The organism is Streptomyces sp. NPDC001348 (assembly GCF_053597535.1).
The window spans coordinates 274,042-295,706 of the sequence record NZ_JBSFIK010000006.1 but is presented as its reverse complement, the minus strand read 5'-3'; the positions used below and the strand labels follow the sequence as shown (position 1 = coordinate 295,706).

At 73.1% G+C, this 21,665-nt stretch carries 20 protein-coding genes and 1 pseudogene; 11 read left to right on the top strand and 10 right to left on the bottom strand.

All coding sequences use genetic code 11. The features are described from left to right. On the bottom strand, positions 1 to 1,196 hold a 1,196-nt coding region (locus ACWC21_RS09585; protein ID WP_450879840.1), incomplete at its 3' end, for a glycoside hydrolase family 15 protein. A 47-nt stretch (positions 1,197 to 1,243) separates the two neighbouring features. Beyond that, the gene (locus ACWC21_RS09580) at positions 1,244 to 1,399 is read right to left on the bottom strand and encodes a hypothetical protein (RefSeq protein ID WP_450879838.1); all 156 of its coding nucleotides are present in this window, start codon (positions 1,397 to 1,399) and stop codon (positions 1,244 to 1,246) included. A gap of 117 nt (positions 1,400 to 1,516) precedes the next feature. Here ACWC21_RS09580 and ACWC21_RS09575 point away from each other — a divergent pair, with 117 nt between their 5' ends. Together ACWC21_RS09575 and ACWC21_RS09570 are read left to right on the top strand one after the other, a co-directional pair. Further along, the gene (locus tag ACWC21_RS09575) at positions 1,517 to 1,849 is read left to right on the top strand and encodes a hypothetical protein (protein WP_450879836.1); all 333 of its coding nucleotides are present in this window, start codon (positions 1,517 to 1,519) and stop codon (positions 1,847 to 1,849) included. Positions 1,850 to 1,875: 26 nt separating this feature from the next. Then, positions 1,876 to 2,286, top strand: coding sequence for a hypothetical protein (locus ACWC21_RS09570; RefSeq protein WP_450879834.1), 411 nt, complete (start codon positions 1,876 to 1,878; stop codon positions 2,284 to 2,286). Here ACWC21_RS09570 and ACWC21_RS09565 read toward each other — a convergent pair. Both ACWC21_RS09565 and ACWC21_RS09560 read right to left on the bottom strand, forming a co-directional pair. Continuing rightward, a complete protein-coding gene (locus ACWC21_RS09565; RefSeq protein WP_450879832.1) occupies positions 2,247 to 2,864 on the bottom strand; it encodes a hypothetical protein in 618 nt (205 codons plus the stop codon). The two genes, ACWC21_RS09570 and ACWC21_RS09565, sit on opposite strands and share 40 nt — an antisense overlap. A 149-nt stretch (positions 2,865 to 3,013) precedes the next feature. Next, positions 3,014 to 3,601: an Rv1733c family protein gene (locus tag ACWC21_RS09560; protein WP_450879830.1), complete on the bottom strand. Its 588-nt coding sequence runs from the start codon at positions 3,599 to 3,601 to the stop codon at positions 3,014 to 3,016. Between the two features lie 236 nt (positions 3,602 to 3,837). On the opposite strand from ACWC21_RS09560, the gene ACWC21_RS09555 reads away from it, so the two are divergent. From ACWC21_RS09555 to ACWC21_RS09540, 4 genes are all read left to right on the top strand, one after another. Beyond that, positions 3,838 to 4,278: a pyridoxamine 5'-phosphate oxidase family protein gene (locus ACWC21_RS09555; RefSeq protein ID WP_450879828.1), complete on the top strand. Its 441-nt coding sequence runs from the start codon at positions 3,838 to 3,840 to the stop codon at positions 4,276 to 4,278. A 143-nt stretch (positions 4,279 to 4,421) separates the two neighbouring features. Next, complete coding sequence (locus tag ACWC21_RS09550; RefSeq protein WP_450879826.1) at positions 4,422 to 6,806, top strand: phosphoketolase family protein; 2,385 nt, start codon at positions 4,422 to 4,424, stop codon at positions 6,804 to 6,806. 106 nt (positions 6,807 to 6,912) lie between these two features. Next, on the top strand, positions 6,913 to 7,605 hold the full coding sequence (locus tag ACWC21_RS09545; RefSeq protein WP_450879824.1) for a response regulator: 693 nt from the start codon (positions 6,913 to 6,915) through the stop codon (positions 7,603 to 7,605). 300 nt (positions 7,606 to 7,905) lie between these two features. Then, positions 7,906 to 9,648: a sensor histidine kinase gene (locus tag ACWC21_RS09540; RefSeq protein ID WP_450879822.1), complete on the top strand. Its 1,743-nt coding sequence runs from the start codon at positions 7,906 to 7,908 to the stop codon at positions 9,646 to 9,648. 15 nt (positions 9,649 to 9,663) lie between these two features. On the opposite strand, the gene ACWC21_RS09535 is transcribed toward ACWC21_RS09540, so the two are convergent. After that, the gene (locus tag ACWC21_RS09535; RefSeq protein ID WP_450879820.1) at positions 9,664 to 10,866 is read right to left on the bottom strand and encodes a globin domain-containing protein; all 1,203 of its coding nucleotides are present in this window, start codon (positions 10,864 to 10,866) and stop codon (positions 9,664 to 9,666) included. Positions 10,867 to 11,158: 292 nt separating this feature from the next. Then, positions 11,159 to 13,111, bottom strand: coding sequence for a PAS domain S-box protein (locus tag ACWC21_RS09530; protein WP_450879818.1), 1,953 nt, complete (start codon positions 13,109 to 13,111; stop codon positions 11,159 to 11,161). A 290-nt stretch (positions 13,112 to 13,401) separates the two neighbouring features. On the opposite strand from ACWC21_RS09530, the pseudogene ACWC21_RS09525 reads away from it, so the two are divergent. After that, positions 13,402 to 14,293, top strand: a pseudogene (locus tag ACWC21_RS09525) (universal stress protein). A 58-nt stretch (positions 14,294 to 14,351) separates the two neighbouring features. On the opposite strand, the gene ppk2 reads toward ACWC21_RS09525, so the two are convergent. From ppk2 to ACWC21_RS09510, 3 genes are all read right to left on the bottom strand, one after another. Continuing rightward, a complete protein-coding gene (ppk2, locus tag ACWC21_RS09520; RefSeq protein ID WP_450879816.1) occupies positions 14,352 to 15,155 on the bottom strand; it encodes a polyphosphate kinase 2 in 804 nt (267 codons plus the stop codon). Positions 15,156 to 15,298: 143 nt separating this feature from the next. Then, on the bottom strand, positions 15,299 to 15,964 hold the full coding sequence (locus ACWC21_RS09515) for a CBS domain-containing protein (protein WP_450879814.1): 666 nt from the start codon (positions 15,962 to 15,964) through the stop codon (positions 15,299 to 15,301). A 16-nt stretch (positions 15,965 to 15,980) separates the two neighbouring features. Next, positions 15,981 to 16,439: a Crp/Fnr family transcriptional regulator gene (locus tag ACWC21_RS09510; protein WP_450879812.1), complete on the bottom strand. Its 459-nt coding sequence runs from the start codon at positions 16,437 to 16,439 to the stop codon at positions 15,981 to 15,983. Between the two features lie 329 nt (positions 16,440 to 16,768). Here ACWC21_RS09510 and ACWC21_RS09505 point away from each other — a divergent pair, with 329 nt between their 5' ends. Then, positions 16,769 to 17,647 (top strand): universal stress protein, encoded by an 879-nt coding sequence (locus tag ACWC21_RS09505; RefSeq protein ID WP_450879810.1) that lies wholly within the window; start codon positions 16,769 to 16,771, stop codon positions 17,645 to 17,647. 81 nt (positions 17,648 to 17,728) lie between these two features. Beyond that, positions 17,729 to 18,421 (top strand): helix-turn-helix domain-containing protein, encoded by a 693-nt coding sequence (locus ACWC21_RS09500; RefSeq protein ID WP_450879808.1) that lies wholly within the window; start codon positions 17,729 to 17,731, stop codon positions 18,419 to 18,421. A gap of 494 nt (positions 18,422 to 18,915) precedes the next feature. Here the strand turns inward: ACWC21_RS09500 and ACWC21_RS09495 are convergent, their stop codons facing one another. After that, the gene (locus ACWC21_RS09495; RefSeq protein WP_450879806.1) at positions 18,916 to 19,368 is read right to left on the bottom strand and encodes a universal stress protein; all 453 of its coding nucleotides are present in this window, start codon (positions 19,366 to 19,368) and stop codon (positions 18,916 to 18,918) included. A 351-nt stretch (positions 19,369 to 19,719) separates the two neighbouring features. Between ACWC21_RS09495 and ACWC21_RS09490 the strand changes: the two genes are divergently transcribed. Next, on the top strand, positions 19,720 to 20,619 hold the full coding sequence (locus tag ACWC21_RS09490) for a universal stress protein (protein ID WP_450879804.1): 900 nt from the start codon (positions 19,720 to 19,722) through the stop codon (positions 20,617 to 20,619). Between the two features lie 75 nt (positions 20,620 to 20,694). After that, positions 20,695 to 21,603: an amino acid kinase family protein gene (locus ACWC21_RS09485; protein WP_450879802.1), complete on the top strand. Its 909-nt coding sequence runs from the start codon at positions 20,695 to 20,697 to the stop codon at positions 21,601 to 21,603. Positions 21,604 to 21,665 lie beyond the last annotated feature (62 nt).

Below are 21,665 nucleotides of genomic sequence, written 5' to 3'. Positions count from 1 at the left end.
GCCAGCCACTCCAGGTCCGTCAGCAGCGAGGTCCACCCCCGGTGCCCGACGTGGAAGCCGTGCTGCTGCGCGAAGTAGATGCTGTCCATCGCCTCGCCGTAGATGTCCAGCTGGAGCTGTGCGGCCGCGCCGTTGCCGATCCGCACCGGCGCGGAACGCGCATAGCCCTCCCAGTGGTCGAGGATCTGCTCGTCCAGGTCGGAGGAGCCGTCGACCCTGTACATGATGTTGAGCGGCCCCGTCCCGTCGAGGCCGGCGCGCTCCTGGACCCGGTCGCTCAGCCAGAGGATGAACGCCCTGGCCTCTTCCGTGAACCCCAGTCCCAACAGGGCGTACACGGAGAAGGAGGCGTCGCGGATCCAGGTGAAGCGATAGTCCCAGTTGCGCTCGCCGCCCAGTTGCTCGGGAAGGGCCGCCGTGGGTGCGGCCACCATGGCGCCGCTGGGCGCGAAGGTCATGAGCTTCAGCGTGATCGCGGAACGCTCCACCGTCTCCCGCCAGCGTCCCGTGTAGCGGGACTGGCTCAGCCAGGAGCGCCAGAACGCGACGGTATCGGTGAACAACCGCCGGTGTTCCGCCTCGCGGACCTCGGCGGGCGGCCCTTCGGCGCCCATTTCCAGGACCATGCCGCGCTGCTGGCCCGCCTGCAGCGTGAGCGAGAGGTGCAGGTCGGACTCCCTGGCCGTGAGAACGTCCACCAGACGCTCGTCCTCCGGTTCACGGACCGGGTGCACGGTGAGCTTCGTGCCGTCGTCCGCGGCGAACACCGCTCCGTGCTCGGTGATGTGCAGGCGGTGGGCCGTGCGCCCGTAGTCGAACCGCGGGGCGATCTCCACATCGAACGTCATGGTGCCGCGCACACAGCGGATCAGGCGCACCAGCCGGTGCCGGGGCGTGACCGTCGTTCCGGTCACCGGCATGAAGTCCATCACCTCGCCGGTACCCGCCTCGGTCATGAACCGGGTCACCAGGATCGCCGTGTCGGGAAGGTACAGCTGCTTGGTCGCGTGGGTCGTGTGGGCCGGCCGGATCGTGCAGTGGCCGCCCTTCTCCTTGTCCAGGAGCGCCCCGAACACACTCGGCGAGTCGAACCGCGGGGAGCAGAACCAGTCGACCATCCCGTCGGTGGTCACCAGCGCCGCGGTCTGCAGATCGCCGAGCAGGCCGTGGTTCTCGATCAGTGGGTAGTCGTCCATCGGGGCGTCCCTTCCGGAGTGAGATCCACCCGAACGCACCCCCCAGATCAGCGTAAGCCGCCGTCCCGCGTCGCGCGCCGCCACAGACGTCGCCGCGGACACAGGGCGAACACGCCGACGACCGCGAGTACGTGCACGTCGAGCAGGAGCCGGAGCAGCGGGCGGGTGGTCACCGCCCGCAGCCGTTCACGGCGCTCCTCCACATGCCCGCAATGGACCTCCCCGCCAGGCGCGTGCCCCGACCGCGACGGATAGTGGTGGAGAGGGAGACGACGGGAGTGACGGGCCGGCCCGCTCCCGCCCCGGCACAGGGAGGCCAGATGCCCGCTCCACGGTCGCTGGCCGCGCTCATCGGCATCGCACTGTTCGGCGTGGCGCTGACAGCCTGCGACGAGCAGGCACTCGGTACGATCGACACACGCAACGGGGTCAGACCCGTCGAGACCATCTCGAATCCGTCGGTCGGCGGCTGCCACCGGTTCCGTGAGGGCGTGACCCACGTCCGCAACTTCACGGAGAACGACATCGTCCTCTACCAGTCGGCCGACTGCACGGAGCCGCCGGGCGGAGACAGCGTCTACCTGCCCACCCAGACGTCGGACGCGGTGGTCCGCGCCACGGGACTGTGGCGCAGTTTCACCATCGTCCACTGATCCCCTGAGCTCCCGGGAGACCTGTCATGACGGTGCACGACGACGTCCCCGGCGGGGACCACCAGCGGCCCGCCCATGTGTCCGAGGAGACGGTGGAGGCCCTGGGGTCCCTGTCGAAGGCCCTGGAGACCACCGAGCGCGCCCGCGGCCACCTGTACTCCTTCCACCAGCTCACGGGCAGCGCCGACTTCGAGCTCGACCGGGCGGTACGACTGCTGCGCGCGGCCGGTCACGACGCCTGGGCGGACCGGGTGCGGCGGGAGATCGTGGGCCGCAACGTCATCCCCGGGCACTGGACGTTCCAGATCGTCGAGGCGTACAACGCCACCTACTACAGGCCGTTCGGTGCGCTGGAGGCCGAGGCGCGTCAGGAACTGGCCGACGGCAGGGACCACCTCTACGAGGCCGGGCTGAAGGAACGGCGCCGCTCGAGGTAGGAATCCGGGTACCGCCGGGTGAAGTCCACGGCCGACACCAGCAGTACGACCGGCAGGACCCAGTTCAGCCAGTCGTCGGCCGAGGGCGTGCGGACGGCCAGCCGGCCCAGTACCGCGATCAGTGCGAACGCCGCCCCCCAGACAGCCGTCAGCACCCTGTTGATGTGCTGGAACACGGGGGAGTCCCATACTTCGGGCGGCGTCGTGCGCCGGGCGTACTGTGCGGTGAACGGGTCCAGGAACAGCGAGCCGAGGGCCACGCAGGCCAGCACTCCGCTCGAGATCACCTGCGCGTACGTCTCCAGCCAGAGCAACTGGTCCCGTCCCAGGACCAGGGCCAGGACGCTGATCACCGCGAAGAACACGATGCCGGCCAGGTCCAGGAGCATGAACCGGCGCCGGCGGAGGTCCTGACCGGACAGCACCACCGCGGCGACCAGCCCGGCCGGCGCCGCGTACCCCCAGGTGCTGGGCCCGGCGAGCACCCCGAACACGATCCACGGGGCGAAGCCGAGGAGGACGCTGCCGAACCCGACCTGTGAGGCGGCGCGTTCTGTGGTCGCGGACTGCTGTGCCATCGCATCACTTCCAGCGTGAAGGGCCGGCCCGCCGTCCCTCCCCGGCCGCCGTCTCCATCGTGCTTCGGCGTCGCGGCCCGTGCATCCGGTCGTTGGCGCTTCCGGTCGTCCGCGCCTCCGGGTCGCCCGTGCTTCCGGTCCTGCTCCCGTCAGCGGGCCCGGTGGCTCCAGCGGGGACCGACCAGCTCCCACTCCGTGCCCCAGGCCTCGATGCGCCGCCGGTCGAGCCAGTACCTCGCCCCGGCTCCGGCGCCGGCGGTGACACCCGCGAGGGCCAGGGCCGCCGCGCCGCCGTACATTCCCGCCTCGACCGCGGCCTGCGTCCCGGTGCGCGGCTGGGCGGCCGGCCGGCCCCGTGTGTCCGTCCACACCGTGACCTGGGCTCCGGCGCTCTGACCGGGCCGCACCCAGGTACGGCCACTACGGGAGGAGCCGTCGGGGACCGTCCAGCGGACCTTCGCCATGACCCGGCCGCCGTCGGTGACCACGCGGTCCCCGGCCGTCTGCGGCACGTCCACCAGCAGCACGGCGCGTACCGGCCGGCGCTCGGCGCGCTCACGGGCGAATCCGTCGGCGGCGGACCGGGCGGTCACCAGGCCCACGGCCACACCGCCCAACGCGACGATCAGCCAGACCGCCAGCACGATCCACGCCTCGATCACGTCGTCGTGCCGGCGCAGCGGATTGGCGTGCCACCGCCACAGCGGACTCGTCGTTCTCCCGGCCCGTGCTGTCATGGGTCCCCACCTCCTCCTCCGGTCCACTTCCGCCCCTGTGCAGCACGGTGCCAGGTCCGGGCACGTGCCGGCTTGGGCCGACCAGAGGGCATCGCAGGGCCGTTCGGCCCCACTCGCGGTGGGCCACGCAGGAGGACCGCTCTCCGGAAGCGGGGGACCGAAGGACCCTCACCCGGCGCCCCGCCGCGGCCGACGATGGAGCGATACCGCCGTACCAGGTGAAAGACGGACTGGCCATGTATCCCAATGACGGTTTCCGTGAGCTCGACCGGCAGGAGTGCCTCCGTCTGCTGACGAAGGTGCCGGTGGGCCGTATCGTCCACACGCGGCGCGCCCTGCCCGCGGTGCTTCCGGTCAACTTCTGCCTGGACACCGACGGCGCGGTGCTGCTGTGCACCTCGGAGGCGTCGGAGCTGGCCCGCGCGGTCGACGGCGCGGTGGTCGCCTTCGAGGCGGACGAGGTCGACGCGGCCAGGCGCGCCGGATGGAGTGTCGTCGTCACCGGCCGGGCCACGGTCGTCACCGACCCCGCGGAGCAGCGGCGTCTGACCCGGGTCGGGCCGCGGTCCTGGGCGCCGTCACCGCGGGAGGTGTTCCTGCGCATCCACCCGGAGCTGGTCACCGGGCGCGAGCTCGTCGGCGGGCACACGCTGTACGGGGTGGACCTCGGGCCCTGAGGCCCGGCCCGTACGGACGGCTCGGCCCGGCATGTGGGGTCGAACGGCCCTGTCGGGTACCCGGTGGCCCGCCGGAGGGTGAGTGCTGTGCCCGAACCGGCACATGTCACGCCCCGACCGCCGTCCGACCGGAAGGAACCCCGATGTCCGTCGACACGCAGCAGGCGTCCGCCGGGCTCACCGACGAGGAGCTCGCCGTCCTGGACGCCCACTGGCGCGCCGCGAACTATCTCTCCGTGGGCCAGATCTACCTGATGGCCAACCCCCTGCTGACCGAACCGCTGCGGCCCGAGCACGTCAAGCCGCGCCTGCTCGGCCACTGGGGCACCTCACCCGGCCTCAACCTGGTCCACACCCACCTCAACCGCGTCATCAAGGCCCGTGACCTCGACGCCCTGTGCATCTGGGGCCCCGGCCACGGCGGCCCGGCCGTCCTGGCCAACTCCTGGCTGGAAGGGTCGTACACCGAGACCTACCCGGACGTCACCCGGGACGCGGCGGGCATGGCGCGGCTGTTCAGGCAGTTCTCCTTCCCCGGCGGGGTGCCCAGCCACGTCGCCCCGGAGACCCCGGGCTCGATCCACGAGGGCGGGGAACTCGGTTACTCCCTCTCGCACGCCTACGGCGCCGCCCTGGACAACCCGGGTCTGCTGGTCGCCTGCGTGATCGGCGACGGGGAGGCGGAGACCGGGCCGCTGGCCGCGTCCTGGCACTCGAACAAGTTCCTCGACCCGGTGCACGACGGCGCCGTGCTGCCGATCCTGCACCTCAACGGCTACAAGATCGCCAACCCGACGGTGCTGGCCCGGCTGCCCGAGCCGGAACTCGACGACCTCCTCAGGGGCTACGGCCACGACCCGATCCACGTCACCGGCGACGACCCGGCGGCCGTCCACCGCGCCATGGCCGACGCCATGGACACCGCGGTGGACCGCATCGCCGCCCTCCAGCGCGCCGCCCGCGAGGACGGCGCGACGGACCGGCCCCGCTGGCCGGTGATCGTGCTGCGCACCCCGAAGGGCTGGACCGGCCCGGCCGAGGTCGACGGCCTGCCCGTGGAGGGCACCTGGCGCTCCCACCAGGTACCGCTGGCCGCCGTACGGGACAATCCCGAGCACCTGCGCCAGCTGGAGCAGTGGCTGCGCTCGTACCGCCCCGAGGAACTGTTCGACGAACACGGAGCCCCACGACCCGACGTCCTAGCCCTGCTTCCGCGGGGCCCGCGCCGGCTCGGCGCCACACCGCACGCCAACGGCGGACTGCTGCTGCGCGAACTGCCCCTGCCGCCGCTGGAGCGTTACGCCGTCGCCGTCGACAAGCCCGGCGTGACCCTGCACGAACCGACCCGTGTCCTCGGCGACCTGCTCCAGGAGGTCATGGCGGCCACCGCCGGCCGCCGCGACTTCCGCCTGGTCGGCCCGGACGAGACCGCCTCCAACCGTCTGCAGGCCGTCTACGAGGCCAGCGGCAAGGCCTGGCAGGCCGGCACCCTGCCGGTGGACGAACACCTCGACCCGCACGGCCGGGTGATGGAGATCCTCTCCGAACACACCTGCCAGGGCTGGCTGGAGGGCTACCTCCTCACCGGCCGGCACGGACTGTTCTCCTGCTACGAGGCGTTCGTCCACATCGTCGACTCCATGGTCAACCAGCACATCAAGTGGCTGCGCACCACCCGCCGCCTGCCCTGGCGCGCCCCCGTCGCCTCGCTCAACTACCTGCTCACCTCGCACGTGTGGCGCCAGGACCACAACGGCTTCTCCCACCAGGACCCCGGCTTCGTGGACCACATCCTCAACAAGAGCCCGGAAGCGGTACGGGTGTACTTCCCGCCGGACGCCAACACCCTGCTGTCGGTGGCCGACCACGTGCTGCGCAGCCGCGACTACGTCAACGTCGTCGTGGCCGGCAAGCAGCCCTGCTTCGACTGGCTGTCGATGGAGGAGGCCAGGGTCCACTGCGCGCGCGGTGCCGGCATCTGGGACTGGGCCGGCACCGAGGACGGTTCCCGGGAACCGGACGTGGTGCTGGCCTGCGCGGGCGACGTCCCCACCCAGGAGGTGCTGGCCGCCGCCCAGTTGCTGCGCCGGCATCTGCCCGAGCTGGCCGTACGGGTGGTGAACGTCGTCGACATCGCCCGGCTGCTGCCGAGCGAGGAACATCCGCACGGGATGAACGACTTCGAGTACGACGGACTGTTCACCCCCGACAAGCCGGTGATCTTCGCGTACCACGGTTACCCGTGGCTCATCCACCGCCTGGCGTACCGGCGCGCCGGCCACCCCAACCTGCATGTGCGCGGCTACAAGGAGATCGGCACCACGACCACGCCGTTCGACATGGTGGTGCGCAACGACCTGGACCGCTACCGCCTCGTGATGGACGTCATCGACCGCGTCCCCGGCCTCAAGGTGCGCGCCGCGGCCGTGCGCCAGCGCATGGAGGACGCCCGGCAGCGCCACCACGCATGGATCCGCGAGCACGGCATGGACCTGCCTGAAGTGGCGGACTGGACCTGGAACGGCTGAACGGCCCCGGCCGACCGGGCGAAACAGGGCCGACCGGCCCTGGCCATCGGTCCCGGTCACGGGGAAGTATCCCGATGGGAACCGAACACATCACAAGGAGCGACTGATGGCGGAGCGCGAGCAGGCCGGGCCCGACACCCCGATCCGGGTCTTCCTCCTCGACGATCACGAGGTGGTCCGGCGCGGGGTGCACGACCTGCTGAACGACGAACCGGACATCACGGTGGTCGGGGAGGCCGCCACCGTCGAGCAGGCCCTGGTGCGCGTCCCCGCCCTGCGCCCCGACGTGGCGGTCCTGGACGTCCGCCTGCCGGACGGCGACGGCGTGACCGTGTGCCGTGAACTGCGCTCGCGGCTGCCTGAGCTGAACTGCCTGATGCTGACCTCGTTCGACGACGAGGAGGCACTGCTCGACTCGATCATGGCGGGCGCCTCCGGGTACGTCCTGAAGCAGATCCAGGGCTCGGACCTGGTCTCGGCGGTGCGCACGGTGGCCCGTGGCCAGTCGCTGCTCGACCCGAGTGCCGCCACCAAGCTCATGGCCCGGCTGCGGGGCGGCGCGCAGCAGGAGGAGACGCCGGAGGCGCTGCCCGGTCTGACCGAGCGGGAGCGGGAGATCCTGGCCCTCATCGGGGAGGGGCTCACCAACCGCCAGATCGGCCAGCGGCTGTACCTCGCCGAGAAGACGGTCAAGAACCACATCTCCCGGCTGCTCGCCAAGCTCGGCGTCGAGCGCCGCATCCAGGCCGCCGTCATCGCCACCCAGGCCCAGGACCGGCTGCGAGCCGAGGGGCGCTGAGGCCTGCCGGCCCGGACGCCCGCCAGGACCGGGAGGCCCCCGCGGACGGCAACCGTCCGCGGGGGCCTCGTCCGCGTTCCCCCCGTCATGCGCCGGTCGGCACAGGCCCGGTGACCATTCCGGCCTCGATGCGTAGGCACATGCCTCGGCCGGCGGAGAGGAGACAGGCACGCCCCCGGCCGGAGCGACCCGAGGTGCCGCCGGACCCCGTGATCCCGTATCGTCCCTCCTGCCGGGGCCGCTACCTCGGTCGAGGAGCGGTGCGGCTGTCGGTACCGCGCAGGTTGTGGGAGGTCAGCGGTGGCAGGCGCCGAAGGAGCTCACGAGGCCCGGGTACGGCTGCCCCAGCTGCGGCTGGACGAGCTGCTGGGGGAGCTGCAGGCCCGTCTGGACGCGGCCCGCGGTACGCGGGACCGGGTGCACAGCCTGCTGGAGGCGGTGCTCTCGGTCGGCCGGGAGCTCGACCTGGAGCAGGCGCTGCGCAGCATCGTGGAGGCCGCGGCCGCCCTGGTCGACGCCGAGTACGCGGCGCTGGGCGTGATCGGACCGGACGGCAGGAGACTGTCGGCGTTCATCACGGTCGGGGTCGGTGAGGAGGAGATCGCCCGTATCGGTCCCTTCCCGGAGGGCCACGGCATCCTCGGCGAGCTGATCCGCCACCCCGAGCCGCTGCGACTGGCGAAGCTCTCCGAGCACGCCTCCTCCTACGGCTTCCCCCCGCACCACCCGCCGATGAACACCTTCCTCGGTGTCCCCATCCGGGTGCGCGACCAGGTCTTCGGCAATCTGTACCTGACCGAGAAGCGCGGTGGCCTGCAGTTCGACGAGGACGACGAGTCGGTGCTGTCGACACTGGCCGTGGCGGCCGGTGTGGCGATCGACAACGCCCGCCTGTACGAGGAGTCCCGGCTGCGGGAGCGCTGGCAGCAGGCGAACGCCGAGATCACCCGCAGCCTGATGTCCGGCGCCGGGCAGCACGAGGTACTGGGCCTGATCGCCGACCGGGCGCGGGAGATCACCGGTGCCGCGCTGGCCGCCGTCGCGATCCCGATGAAGGACACCGACACCCTCGCCGTGGAACTGGCCATCGGCCGGGAGGCGGACGCGCACCGCGGCTTGGTGCTGCCCCTGCAGGGCACCCTCACCGGCCGGGCCTTCGCCGCGGGCGCTCCGGTGATCAGCGCGGACGTCACCCATGACGACCGGATCTCGGCGGGTCCGCCGCGGTTCGCCGGTCTCGGGCCGGCCGTGGCGGTGCCGATCGGCTCGGGCGACCGGGTCCGGGGGGTGGTCCTGCTGGCCCGGGAGACGGGCGCGAACGAGTTCTCCGAGGAGCAGACCGAGCCGCTGCAGGTGTTCGCGGGGCAGGCCGCCGTCGCCATGGAACTCGCGGAACACCGCCAGGACGCCCAGCAGATCGCCCTGCTGGAGGACCGGGACCGGATCGCCCGGGACCTGCACGACCTGGCCATCCAGCGGCTGTTCGCCACCGGTATGACGCTGCAGAGCGCCGGACGCTTCATCCAGCACGCCGAGGCTTCCGAGCGGGTGCGGCGGGCGGTGGACGACCTGGACGAGACCATCAAGATCATCAGGTCGACGATCTTCGGCCTGCGCACCCGTGACGACGACGAGGCCCTCGGGCTGCGCGCCCGTGCGGTGCGCATCGCGGGTGAGGCCGCGCAGGTGCTGGGCTTCGCGCCCAGCGTCCGGATGGAGGGCCTGCTCGACACCCACGTACCGCAGGAGACCGCCGACCACGTCGTGGCCGTCCTCTCCGAGTCCCTCACCAACATCGCCCGGCACGCCCGTGCGGACCGCGCCGAGGTGGCCCTGGAGACCGACGGGAAGGAAGTCCGCCTCACGGTCACCGACAACGGCGTCGGAATCCCGCCGGGGGGCCGCCGCAGCGGCCTGGCCAACATGCGGGAACGGGCACGGAAGCTGGGCGGCGACATGGAGTTCACCCGCCCCGAGGGCGGGGGCACCAGGCTGGTGTGGCACGCCCCCCTGCCAGGTCCGGCGGCTCCCCCGGGGGCGTGAGCGTCCCGGGACGGGTCAGGCGGCGTCCGGGAGCCACAGGTCCGGGCCGAACACCTCGTAGCGGATCCGGCGGGCCGGGACCCCGCGTGCGATGAGCCGGCTGCGTACGGCCCGCATGAAGGGCAGCGGGCCGCACAGGTACACCGTGGCGTCGGCCGGCACGTCCACCGCCTGGACGTCCATCAGACCGGTGTGCGCGTCGGGTTCGGCCGGATCGGGTCGCTCGTACCAGAACTCGGCCTGTGCATGCGCGAGTTCACGGGTCAGCCGCCGGGTCTCGGCGCGCAGGGCGTGCTCGGCGGGTGAGGTGTCGGCGTGCAGGACCAGGACGCGGCGGGTGGAACCGGTCGCGGCGAGGCGGGCGAGCATGGCCACCATGGGCGTGTTGCCGATGCCCGCGGAGACGAGGACCAGCGGCGCGTCGGACTCGTCGAGGACGATGTCACCGAAGGGCGCCGAAAGGGTCAGCTCGTCGCCGGCGCGCACCACGCGGTGCAGGAGGTTCGACATCTCGCCCGCCGGGGCGTCCTCGGTGGCGGTCACCCGTTTGACGGTGATGCGTCGCAGTTCGCCGCCCGGATCGGACGACAGGCTGTACTGGCGGAGCTGGTGCACGCCGTCCGGCATGAGCATCCGCACGCTGACGTACTGTCCGGCCCGGGCGGCCGGTACGGGACCGCCGTCGGCGGGGCGCAGCAGGAAGGACACCACGTCCGGCGTCTCCTCACGGCGCTCGACGACGGTCCATGGCCGCCACACCGCCCCGGGGGCCACGCCCGCCTCCTGGTAGATGCGGGCCTCCCGGGCGATCAGGGCGCCGGCCATCAGCCAGTAGACCTCGTCCCAGGCGGCGGCCACCTCCGGGGTGACCGCGTCGCCCAGGACCTCGGCGATCGCGCCGAACAGGTACTTGTGCACGATCGTGTACTGGTCCTCGGTGACACCGACGGCCGTGTGCTTGTGCGCGATCCTCGCCAGCAGGGCGTCCGGCCGTGCCCCGGGGTCGGCCAGCAACGCGCTCGCGAAGCCCGCGATCGACCCGGCGAGCGCCCGGCGCTGGCCCCCGTCGGCCTGGTTGCCGCGGTTGAACATTCCGTCCAGCAGTTCGGGCCGGTCGCGGAACATCGCGCCGTAGAAGCGGGTGGTGATCTCGTCCAGTGCTCCGGCGACGACGGGCAGGGTCGCGCGGACCACGGCTGCGGATTCTTCGGACAGCATGAAGCCTCCCGGGCTGCGGGGAGAAGGAACCCCCGGAACAGGGGTTCATGAGGGTGCGTGCCGGCGCAAGCGGGTGTGTGACGATGCGTCGGCGCCGTCCGGATGCCGGCGGCAGATCCTGTATAGCAACCCGAGTCGGCGGTCCCGGCCGGTCGCGGCCCGCTCGGGGACCAGTGGCCGGACGAAGGGGACCTCCGGCCCCGGTGCCCCGCCCCGTCCCGGGACGAGCGGGCACCCGGGAAGGGCCGTCCGGCCCAAGGCACCCGGCGCGCACGACGTCCGGGGTCGGCACCTACAGCTTCAGCGTGAACCAGGTCGTCTTGCCCTCGTCCGTCGGCCGCACACCCCAGCTCTCGGCGAGGGTGCGGACCAGGAACAGGCCCCGGCCGGACTCCTCGTCCTCGGCCGCGAGGCGGGGCTGGGGGAGGTGCGGACTGCGGTCGCTGACCTCCACGGTGAGGTCGGTGACGGTGCGGCACAGGCGCAGCCCCAGGGGGCCCTCGGCGTGCTGCACCGCGTTGGTGAGGGTCTCGGACAGCAGCAGAAGGGCGTCGTCGGCCGCTGCGCCGCACTCCCATGAGGCCAGGGTCCGGCGGAGGAAGGCCCGGCCCTCCGGGACGGAGGAGGGGGCCGCGGGAAGCTCGGTGGTGACAGCGGCCAGCGGTGCGGCCGGGAGCTGGGCGAGGAGGAGCGTCACGTCGTCGTTGTGGCCGTCGACGTCGGGGAGCAGTTGGGCGAGCACATGGTCGGCGGCCGCCTCCAGCTCCTTGGCCTGCGGGAAGAACGTGTCGAGGACGGTGGTGAGTTCGCCGAGCCGGGCCTCGATGTCGCTGCCGGGCGTCTCGATCAGGCCGTCGGTGTACAGCACGAGCGTGGCACCGGGCGCCATGTCCGTGCAGGACTGCTCGTAGAGGACGCCGCCGACACCGAGCGGGGCGTTCACCGGTGTGGGAAGCGCGCGGACGCCGTCCCAGGGGCCGACGACGAGGGTCGGCAGATGCCCGGCGGAGCAGACCGTCACGGTACCGGCGTCCGGAGCGATGATCAGGTAGCAGCAGGTGACCAGCTGGTCGGGGACGTCCAGGTCGGCGACGACGGTGTCGAGGGCCTGCATCAGCTGCCGGGGCTGCATGCCGGTCTTGGCGAGCGCGTGCGCGGCCGAGCGCAGCTGCCCCATCACGGCGGCCGCCTCCAGCCCGCGGCCCATCACGTCGCCGATGAGCACACCCACCCGCCCGGCCCCCAGCGGTATGAGGTCGAACCAGTCACCGCCGACTCCGGCGCCCTGGGTGGCGGGCCGGTAGCGGCTGGCGGTGTCCAGGCCGGGCAGGGCGGGAGGCGTCCCCATCAGGCTGCGCTGCAGGGTGAGGGCGATGTGCCGCTGCTGCTCCAGAAGGGCGGTGAGTTCGGCCTCCGTGCGCTTGCGGTCGCTGATGTCGCGGACGATCGCGCAGGCGCCGACGACCTTGCCGCGGGTGTCCCGGGTCGGCCACAGCGTCACATCGACGTCCAGCAGCGCCCCGCCCTTGGTCACCCGCAGGGTCTCGAAGTGCTCGACCTTCTCCCCGTGCCGCAGCCGCTCCAGCAGTGCGCAGACGTCGTCGTGCAGTTCCGCCGGGGCGAGCAGCGACACGTGCCGGCCGATGGCCTCCTCGGCCGTGTAGCCGTACAGGCGCGCGGCCGCGGCGTTCCAGTAGGTGATGAACCCGTCGAGGGTCTTGGCGAGGATCGCGTCCTGGGAGGACTCCACGAGCGCGGCGAGTTCGTTGATGCGGGCCTCGGCCGCCTTGCGGTCGCTGACGTCGCGCACGGCCGCCGACACCAGCAGGCCGTCCGCGGTCTCCATGGGGCTGAGGCTGATCTCGACGGGGAACTCGCTGCCGTTCTTGCGCAGCCCGTGCAGTTCCAGCCCGGCGCCCATGGGGCGCACCTGCCGGTTGGCCGCGTACCCGTCGCGGTGGCGGGTGTGGTGGGCCCGGAAACGGTTCGGTACCAGCAACTCCACCGGCCGGCCCAGCAGTTCCTCGCGCCGGTAGCCGAACAGGGCCTCGGTCTGGGCGTTGACCAGTTTGATGATGCCGGTGTCATCGACGATGACCATGGCGTCCGGCGCCGCCTCCAGCAATCCGCGGAACCGTTCCTCGGCGGCCGACGGGCCGCCCTGGGGCAACTGGGCCCCGCAGCGGCACAGGTCCAGGAGCGCCGGGTCCGCCGAGCGTGCCGGCCCGTCCACGAAAGCGTTCATATCTACCCGCCAGGTCACTCGTGATCCTCCGGACATCCCAGCGCATTCGGCTCACCACCGCCGTCGCTTGTCGCGTCATGTCCGAGTGGTGGCCTGAACGCGTTCGAACGCCGGGTGAACATGTCCGTGTGGCATGCCTTGCTGACCGCATACCGCCACATGCGGTCCGTGGCCGTGCGTAGGGCCGGTCGGGCCCGCACAGGGACCCGGAGGCCCCTGCCCGCCGGCCGCCCCGGCCGGAAAGCTGGAGGCGACCCCGACGACGGGCCCGACGACAGGAGGTTGACACCATGTCCCGCACCGTCACCGTGGGCATCGACGGATTCCCGGAGAGCCGCACCGCCGCCGAGTGGGCGGCCCGCGAGGCGCGGCTGCGCGGCCTGCCGCTGCGGCTGGTGCACGTGCGGGAGCCGGCGCTGGCGCCGATCGCTCAGGCCTCACTGCCCGCCGAGGGCCGGCGGAGGATCCCGCGCGACACGGCCGAGGATCTGCGGCTGCGTCACCCCGGAGTGGAGGTCGTCGCCGAGCAGCGCGGGGGCACCCCCCGGGGAGGCGCTCGTCGCGGCCGCCGAGGAGGCGGAGCTGCTGGTGCTCGGCTCCCGGGGGTTGAGCGGGATCGGTGGCTTCCTGGTCGGCTCCGTCGGTCTGTCGGCCGTCGCGCACGCCCAGCGGCCCGTGGTGCTGGTGCGGACCGGGGAACAGGCCGCCGACGAACACGAGAAGGACTCCGCGGGAACCCCGTCCGCCGCGACGCCCTACCGGCCCGTCGTGCTCGGCCTCGACATCGACGCCCCGGACGACGCGCTGCTCGCCTTCGCCTTCGAGGAGGCGGCCCGGCGCGGCACCGCCCTGCGGGCCGTGCACGCCTGGTCCCTGCCGCCGTACTACGTCTACGGGCTCGCCGTGGACCCGGCTCTCCACGGCGAGCTCGCCGCACAGGTGGCGGCCGAGCTGACCGAGGCACTGCGCCCCTGGCGGCACAAGTACCCGTCCGTCGAGGTGACGGAGGACTGCGTGGCCGGAAGCGCGTCGGTGCGTCTGGTCGACGCCTCGCAGAAGGCGTCACTGGTCGTCGTGGGCCGCCGCACCCGCCGCGCCGCCCTCGGACCGCACATCGGCTCCGTCGCCCACGCCGTCCTGCACCACGCCACCGCGCCCGTGGCGGTCGTCCCGCACGGCTGACCTCGCGGCGGGGCCGGGGCGCGCGTCGTCTTCGGCCAGGGCGCACCGGCGTGGCGGCTCAGAGGTTCGCCGTGTGATCGGGCACGTAGGTCTGCAGATCGCGCGGCGGACGCTGGTACCCGGTGGACCGAGGCCGGTCGGGCAGCTCGAGCACCGGCGGCGGCACCTCCTGGTAGGGGACCGACGCCAGCAGATGGGCGATCATGTTCAGTCTGGCCCGTCGCTTGTCGTCGCTCTCGACGACGTACCAGGGGGCCTCGGCGATGTCGGTGTGCACCATCATCTCGTCCTTGGCCCGCGAGTACGCCTCCCAGTGGGTGATCGACTCCAGGTCCATCGGCGACAGTTTCCAGCGCCGCAGCGGATCCTCCAGCCGGCGCCGGAAGCGTTCCTGCTGCACCGCGTCGCTCACCGAGAACCAGTACTTGCGCAGCAGGATGCCGTCCTCCACGAGCATCCGCTCGAAGATCGGGCACTGGCGCAGGAACAGCTGGTGTTCCTCCTTGGTGCAGAACCCCATGACGTGCTCCACCCCGGCCCGGTTGTACCAGGACCGGTCGAAGAGCACGATCTCCCCGGCGGCGGGCAGCTGTTCCACGTACCGCTGGAAGTACCACTGGGTGCGCTCCCGCTCGGTCGGTTTCGGCAGCGCGGCGATGCGGGCCCCACGGGGGTTGAGGTGCTCGGTGACCCGCTTGATCGTGCCGCCCTTGCCGGCCGCGTCCCGTCCCTCGAAGACGATCACCAGCCGGGCGCCGGCCGCCCGCACCCATTCCTGGAGCTTGACCAACTCCGTCTGCAGGCGCAGCATTTCACTTTCGTACGTCTTGCGCGGCAGCACCGCCGCCTTGTTGTCGGCCATGCGCCCCATTGTCTCCTCGGACCCGGGTCCCGGCCTCCGCGCCCGTTCCTGCGGGCGGACCCGCAGGAAACGGACGGACGGGACCCGGATCCCGGGGAACCGGACGGCCCCGGATCCGGGCCCGGGCCCGGGCCAGAGGCTGGTCAGGGCGGATCGCTGCGCACCGATCCGGCGGTCAGGTCGCACTCGACGTCGACCACGCCCTCGACGGCGCGGATCATGCGGGCGGCCACCGGTACCAGCGAGGTGTCCCGGATCCGGCCGGTGAGCGTGACCACGCCGTCGTGGACCCGCACCAGGACCGGTTCGACGGGGGCGGGGAAGAGACGGTCGACGATCTCGTGACGCACCTCGTCGGCGATCTCCTCCTCGCCGCGCAGGAACACCTTCAGCAGGTCGCCGCGGCTGACGACTCCTTCGAGCAGGCCCTGGTCGTTGATGACGGGCAGGCGTTTGACCTTGCGCTGGGCCATGATGCGGGCGGCCTCGGCGAGCGGGGCGTCGGCGTGCACGGTGACGGCGGGGGCGGACATCAGCTCGCCCGCGCTGAGCGCTCCGGCCTTGGCGAGGTCGTCGAGGCGTCGCCGCTGGGTGAACCGGTCCGGGTCGCTGTCGCGGAACTCCTCCTTGGGCAGCAGGTCGGCCTCGGAGACGACGCCGACCACGCGGCCCTCGCCCTCCAGCACGGGCAGTGCGCTGACCTTCCACTCGTCCATGAGCTGGACGATGTCCTTGAACGGGGCGTCGCGTCCCACGGCCACGACGGTGTGGGTCATCACATCGCTGACGGTGTAGGGGCTGCTGGGCATGATCTCCTCCCGACTGTCAGGACCGGCTGCCGCTGCCGTAGGGGGCGTAGAGGTCGAGGAGCCGGATGCGGGCGGCGTGCAGACGGTGGGCGACCACGCGGCCGACCCAGACGGCGATGGCGCGGCCGAACCCGGGGTCGCTCGCGCACTCCGCCCGAACGGCGTCGGCGTCGAACTCCCAGGCGCGTACCGGGCTGGTGGCCTCGGCACCGAGCTGCCAGATGCAGGGCGGGAAGTGCCAGGACCAGCCGACGAGTTCGTTGTGGCCGAGGGACTCGATGACGGCGGCGCGGCGCCCGGGGACCCGCAGGTCCAGGGCGACGGTCCCGGTCCGGATGATCCAGAACCGGTCGGCGCGGCGGCCTTCCTCGAACAGGCGGGCGCCGACGGGGAAGGAGACCTCGCGGGCGAAGCGCATCAGCCGTTCGCGCTGGTCGGCCGGGAGGGCCGCGCCCAGGGTGGTGGTGGAGGTCATCGCTCCGGCTCCTTTCGTCGCCGCCGTCGCAGCCGGACGGCGGAGCGTCGTGGGCTGCTGGTTCCAGCCTTCCGGGTGAGCGGCGCCCGGCACCACAGGCCGCCCGGTCCTCCCTGTGGGCCGATCGGCCCACACCGCCGAGACCCTTGTGCGGGTCCGGGCTGGAACCGCACGCCGGGGGCGCCGCACCCGGCCCCCGCCGCCCGGCCATGGGCTGAGCGGCCCCGAACCGGGCCGAGTGGCCCTCACCACCGGGCCCGGGCTCGTGCGACGGTGGAACTGGAGCCCGTGCTGCCTGCCCGGCAGCCCGGCGGAAGGTGGTGAGCTCGATGACGGAACTGCCCCTGGTCGTGGGCGTCGATGGATCGGAGTCCAGCCTGGCGGCGATCGACTGGGCGGTGGACGAGGCCGCCCGCCACGGCGTGCCGCTGCGCCTCGTGTACGCCTCCCTGTGGGAGCGCTACGAAGGGGTGATGCCGTCGGGCAGCCGGGAGCGTTCCTCCGAGCAGGTGATGGCCGAGCACATCGTCGCCTCGGCGGCGGAGCGGGCCCGGCTGCGCAACCCGGACGTGAAGGCCGCCACGGACATCCTCCCCGAGGAACCGGTGGACGCCCTCCTGCACGAGAGCGAGTACGCCTTCGCCGTGGTGACGGGAGCACGTGGCCGGGGCGAGATCAAGGGACTGCTGCTCGGCTCGACCGGTCTGGGCGTCGCCGCGCACGCCCGCTGCCCGGTGATCGTCGTCCGCGGCGACCGGGCGGGTCTGGCCGGCACCCATGAACGGGTGCTGCTCGGCGCCGGGGATCCGGACACCGCGGGCGAGGCCGTGCGCTTCGCCCTCCAGGAGGCCGAGGCACGCGGATGCGTGCTCGACGTCGTACGAACCTGGCGCTGCCCCGCGCACGAGGGCACGGCCCACTCCCTGCCGGCCGGGAGCCCCGCACACCAGCACGAGCAGCGGGCCTCGGCCCTGCTGGACAAGCTGCTCGACGACGCGACGGCCGCCCGTCCCGGCCTCCGTGTGCGCCGGACCACGGTGGAGGGAACGGCCCGCAAGGTGCTCGTGGACCGCTCGGCCGCCGCCGACCTGGTCGTCATCGGCGCCCGCCGCCGGCCCGGTCACTTCGGGCTGCAGCTCGGCCGGGTGGCGCACCGGCTGCTGCACCACGCCCAGTGCCCGGTGGTGGTCGTACCGCAGCGGTCGTGACCCGGCCGTCCCGGGGCGGGCCGGGAAGAACCGACCCCGGTGAACCTGTCGAACATTCCCGGACGAGAGGAGTGAGTGGCCATGGCGGAACGGCCAGCGTCGGAAGAGACGACGTCGACTGCGGCGGACCGGCCTCCCCAGGGCGACCTCGGACGCCGCATCGAGCGGCGGCGCAGGGAACTGGGCCTCACCCGGGAGGAGGTCGCCTTCCGGGCGGGTATGGCCCCCGGCTACCTCGCGCACCTGGAGGAGCACAGCACCGCCGCACCGGATTCCGGGACCCTGCTCAGGCTGGCCGGAGCGCTGCGGACCAGTCTCACCGAGCTGGGCGGCGGTCACCTCGACCTGCCGCCCGGGATCGGACACGCCGCCCGCTCCCCGCGTCTGAGCGAACTCGGTGAGCAGGAGTGCCGCCGGCTGCTGTCGACGCACGGCGTGGGCAGGCTCGCGATCTCCACCGAGGAGGCACCCGTCGTCGTACCCGTCAACTACAGCGTCGTCGACGATGCCATCGTCTTTCGGACCCAGCCCGGTTCGGTGTCCGCCCGAGGGCTCGGCCACGAGGTGGCCTTCGAGGTGGACCGCGTCGACGACGCGCTGAGCCAGGGCTGGAGCGTCCTGGTGCGCGGACCCGCAGAGTCGGTGACCGACCCGGAGTCCGCCCGCCACCTCGCCGAGCGCGCCTACACCACGCCGTGGGCCGGAGGGGAGCGTGACGTATGGGTGCGTATCGAGATCACCGCCCTCACGGGCCGCCGCATCGACGTGTGGTGACCGCCCACCGACGCGGCCGGCGCCCTCGCAAGGGGCCGGCCGGCTCCCCCGGGAGGCCCACTCGGCCCTCGTGCCGACGGCCGCGCGGTGGTTCCATGGTGGTGGCGGGAAGGACCTCCACCAGACGCGGGGAAGCGGCCACGCACCGCGCACCGCGCAATCCGGATCCGCGAGAAGCGGATGGTCCTTCCCGCCTTCTGCGTCTCCCCGGCACCGCCTGCTCCGCCTCCCGCACCGTCTTCTCCGGCGCCCACGGCCCGGACGAGGCACACGAGGGGAGCGGCACCGCGGGGGATCGGTACCGCTCCCGAGTCCACTGTCGTCCAGGCCGTCCTGCGCGCACCAGTGCCGATGGTCCCTTCCCCAGGGCCGAACGCCTGCCCTTTCGGGCCCGGACGGCACACGACGACGGGCGGTCGCCGCGCAGTTCCACGCACCCGGGCGCACCCGCGTGTTCCGCGCGCTCACGACGGTGTGCGCCCGCGGAGGTGAGATCAGTGCGCGGGGTCGTGCTCCTGGCGCACCACGACGACCGGGCAGGCCGCGTGCTGGGCGCAGCGCTGGCTGACCGAGCCCAGCATCGCCCGGGCGAACCGGCCCCGTCCACGGCCGCCCACGACGAGGACCTCCGCACCCCGTGAGGCCTGGATCAGCACTTCCGAGGGGTCGCCCTCCACCAGGCATTCCTCCAGGTCGACGGGGCGCTCCTCGGGGAAGACGGTGCGCAGTTCCTGCGCGAACCGCTCCCGTGCCTGCTGCAGATCGAAGTCGGGATCGATGGCGGGCCCGCTCCAGCCCACGTCCGACGGCGTGTCCCAGACGTGGACCGCCTCCACGGCCCCGCCGACCAGCTGCGCGTACCGCGCCGCCCAGCGCAGCGCCGCATACGACGACGGAGAACCGTCCACGCCCACTACCACCCGGGGTACCGGCTCAGGGGGTTGCATGGCCACCTCGCTCAGCAGTCGTTGTCCGTACGTCCACGCTGCCCGTGCCCACGGGTCCGCGCCAGCCGGGAAGCGCTCCGCGGATCGGACCGCCGGCGCCGGGCGCCCCGCCCGGCCGGCGCGTGCGCGGCCAACTGTCCCCGCACCCCGGGGACATGGGCCCGGCGGCCCCGGCGCGGGCCGGGCATCCGCCTGCGCAGCTGTGGAACCCGGGCACCCGCACCGGTGCCCCGCCGGACGGGTACCGGGCGTCCCGGCCGCGGGGGCCGGTCGGCCCCTGGGCGTACGCGCCCACCAGGCGCAGGCTCGAGGAAGGAGGGCCGACCGGCCCGGGCACGGGAGGGACACGTCATGGTCCGGAACATCGCGGCGGGAGTCGACGGATCCCCCGAAGGCCTCGCGGCCGCACACTGGGCCGCCCATGAGGCGCTGCGCCGGGGCGCCGCGCTGAGCCTCGTGCACGCCTGGCACCGGCATGTGCGTCCGGCGCCGTACGTGCCCCTGGACAGCAGCGAGCACGACTGGGCCGAGCACCTTCTGCGGGAGGCGGTCGACAGCGTCCGTGCCGCGCACCCCTCGCTGACCGTCGCGGGCCGTCTGATCTGCGACTCCGCGGTCTCCGCGCTGCTCTCGGCGGCGGGGCAGGCCGAACTGCTGGTCCTCGGGTCGCAGGGGCTGGGAAGAACCGCGGGATTCGTCACCGGCTCGGTGTCCCAGCGCGTGGTGGGCCGCGCCGCCTGCCCCGTGGTACTGGTTCGAGCCGGGCGGAGCGCCGCCGACGAGCATCTGCCCGCCGTGGACGGTGTGGCGCCGGACGAGATCCCCGAGACGCCCTACCGTGCCGTCGTCCTCGGCCTGGACGTCACCCAGCCCTGCGACGACCTGATCGCCTTCGCCTTCGACGCCGCGCACCGCCGCGACACCGAACTACGGGTGGTCCACGTCTTCAAGGGGGCGCCCGCCGAAGTCGTCCCGCCTCCGGCCCCCGGACCCGAGCGGCTCGCCGACCGGGAACACGCGGTCGTCGCGGCCCTGCGTCCCTGGGCCGAGAAGTACCCCGGAGTCTCCGTGACCGAGACCGTCGTCGAGGGCCGGCCGGCCGGGGAACTGGTACGTGCCGCCACCGGTGCCGGGCTCGTCGTGGTGGGCCGCCGCGCCGGCGGAGGCGGGCCCGGAGCGCGTACCGGTCCCGTCGCCCACGCCGTCCTGCACCACGTCGGCTGCCCGGTGGCCGTCGTACCGCACGCCTGAGCCGATCGTCCGTCCCGCCGGCGGCCGGCCTCGCGGAGGACCCCGGCGGGTCACGCACCCGAAGGACCGACACCCATGCGCATCGTCATCGCCCTCGGCGGCAACGCCCTGCTCTGGCGGGGAGAAGGCCCCGACGCGGAGCTCCAGCGGGCGAACGTCGTCCGGGTGGCCACCGCGATCGCCCCGCTCGCCCACGACCACGACCTTGTCCTCACCCACGGCAACGGGCCGCAGCTCGGTCTGCTCGCCGGCGAGAGCGCGGCCGACCCCGCGCTGAGCACTCCCTATCCGCTGGACCTGCTGGGCGCCCAGACCCAGGGCCTGATCGGCTCACTGCTGGCCCGCGCGCTGCGGGACGCGCTGCCGGGCCGCCGGGTCGCCGTACTGGTCACACACACCCTCGTCCGCGCCGACGACCCGGCGTTCGACCGGCCCACCAAGCCGGTCGGCCGGCCCGGGCCCCGCGGGCCGGCACGGTCGCCGGCCCGCGGACGCGGCCGACCGGACACCGAGGGCGCGGGCGCCGGACGCCGTCTCGTCCCCTCACCCGCCCCGGAGCGGATCCTGGAGACGGAGACCGTCCGGGAGCTGCTGGCGACCGGCACCCTCGTCGTCTGCTCGGGCGGCGGCGGCGTCCCCGTGACCGCCGAGGGGGGCCTCCTGCACGGTACCGAGGCGATCGTCGACAAGGACCTCGCGGCGGCCCTGCTCGCCGAGGACGTCAAGGCAGACTTCCTGCTCATCCTCACCGACGTGCCCAACGTCTACGCCCACTACGGCGCCCCGGACCAGCGTCCCGTCCTGGACGTGACCCCCGCCGGGCTGCGCGAGGGGCGGTACGCCGAGGGCTCGATGGGGCCCAAGACGGAGGCGGCCGCCCGCTTCGTGGAGCACACCGGCGGCCTGGCCGCGATCGGCTGTCTGGACGCGGCGTACGAGATCGTGCACGGCAGGTCCGGCACCCTCGTCCGTCCTGACATGTAGTCACCGGGCGCACCGGCGATCGCCCGCCGAGACGAGCGCCGCCCGTGACAGGCCGGACACGA

Bases quoted from the DNA above. Each gene is read 5' to 3' on its own strand.
- ACWC21_RS09570 (WP_450879834.1), top strand. From the start codon at position 1,876: ATGACGGTGCACGACGACGTCCCCGGCGGGGACCACCAGCGGCCCGCC.
- ACWC21_RS09560 (WP_450879830.1), bottom strand. From the start codon at position 3,601: ATGACAGCACGGGCCGGGAGAACGACGAGTCCGCTGTGGCGGTGGCAC.
- ppk2 (WP_450879816.1), bottom strand. From the start codon at position 15,155: ATGGCCGACAACAAGGCGGCGGTGCTGCCGCGCAAGACGTACGAAAGT.
- ACWC21_RS09485 (WP_450879802.1), top strand. From the start codon at position 20,695: ATGCGCATCGTCATCGCCCTCGGCGGCAACGCCCTGCTCTGGCGGGGA.
- ACWC21_RS09530 (WP_450879818.1), bottom strand. From the start codon at position 13,111: ATGAACGCTTTCGTGGACGGGCCGGCACGCTCGGCGGACCCGGCGCTC.
- ACWC21_RS09545 (WP_450879824.1), top strand. From the start codon at position 6,913: ATGGCGGAGCGCGAGCAGGCCGGGCCCGACACCCCGATCCGGGTCTTC.
- ACWC21_RS09500 (WP_450879808.1), top strand. From the start codon at position 17,729: ATGGCGGAACGGCCAGCGTCGGAAGAGACGACGTCGACTGCGGCGGAC.
- ACWC21_RS09505 (WP_450879810.1), top strand. From the start codon at position 16,769: ATGACGGAACTGCCCCTGGTCGTGGGCGTCGATGGATCGGAGTCCAGC.
- ACWC21_RS09535 (WP_450879820.1), bottom strand. From the start codon at position 10,866: ATGCTGTCCGAAGAATCCGCAGCCGTGGTCCGCGCGACCCTGCCCGTC.
- ACWC21_RS09565 (WP_450879832.1), bottom strand. From the start codon at position 2,864: ATGGCACAGCAGTCCGCGACCACAGAACGCGCCGCCTCACAGGTCGGG.
- ACWC21_RS09490 (WP_450879804.1), top strand. From the start codon at position 19,720: ATGGTCCGGAACATCGCGGCGGGAGTCGACGGATCCCCCGAAGGCCTC.
- ACWC21_RS09555 (WP_450879828.1), top strand. From the start codon at position 3,838: ATGTATCCCAATGACGGTTTCCGTGAGCTCGACCGGCAGGAGTGCCTC.
- ACWC21_RS09515 (WP_450879814.1), bottom strand. From the start codon at position 15,964: ATGCCCAGCAGCCCCTACACCGTCAGCGATGTGATGACCCACACCGTC.
- ACWC21_RS09495 (WP_450879806.1), bottom strand. From the start codon at position 19,368: ATGCAACCCCCTGAGCCGGTACCCCGGGTGGTAGTGGGCGTGGACGGT.
- ACWC21_RS09550 (WP_450879826.1), top strand. From the start codon at position 4,422: ATGTCCGTCGACACGCAGCAGGCGTCCGCCGGGCTCACCGACGAGGAG.
- ACWC21_RS09510 (WP_450879812.1), bottom strand. From the start codon at position 16,439: ATGACCTCCACCACCACCCTGGGCGCGGCCCTCCCGGCCGACCAGCGC.
- ACWC21_RS09575 (WP_450879836.1), top strand. From the start codon at position 1,517: ATGCCCGCTCCACGGTCGCTGGCCGCGCTCATCGGCATCGCACTGTTC.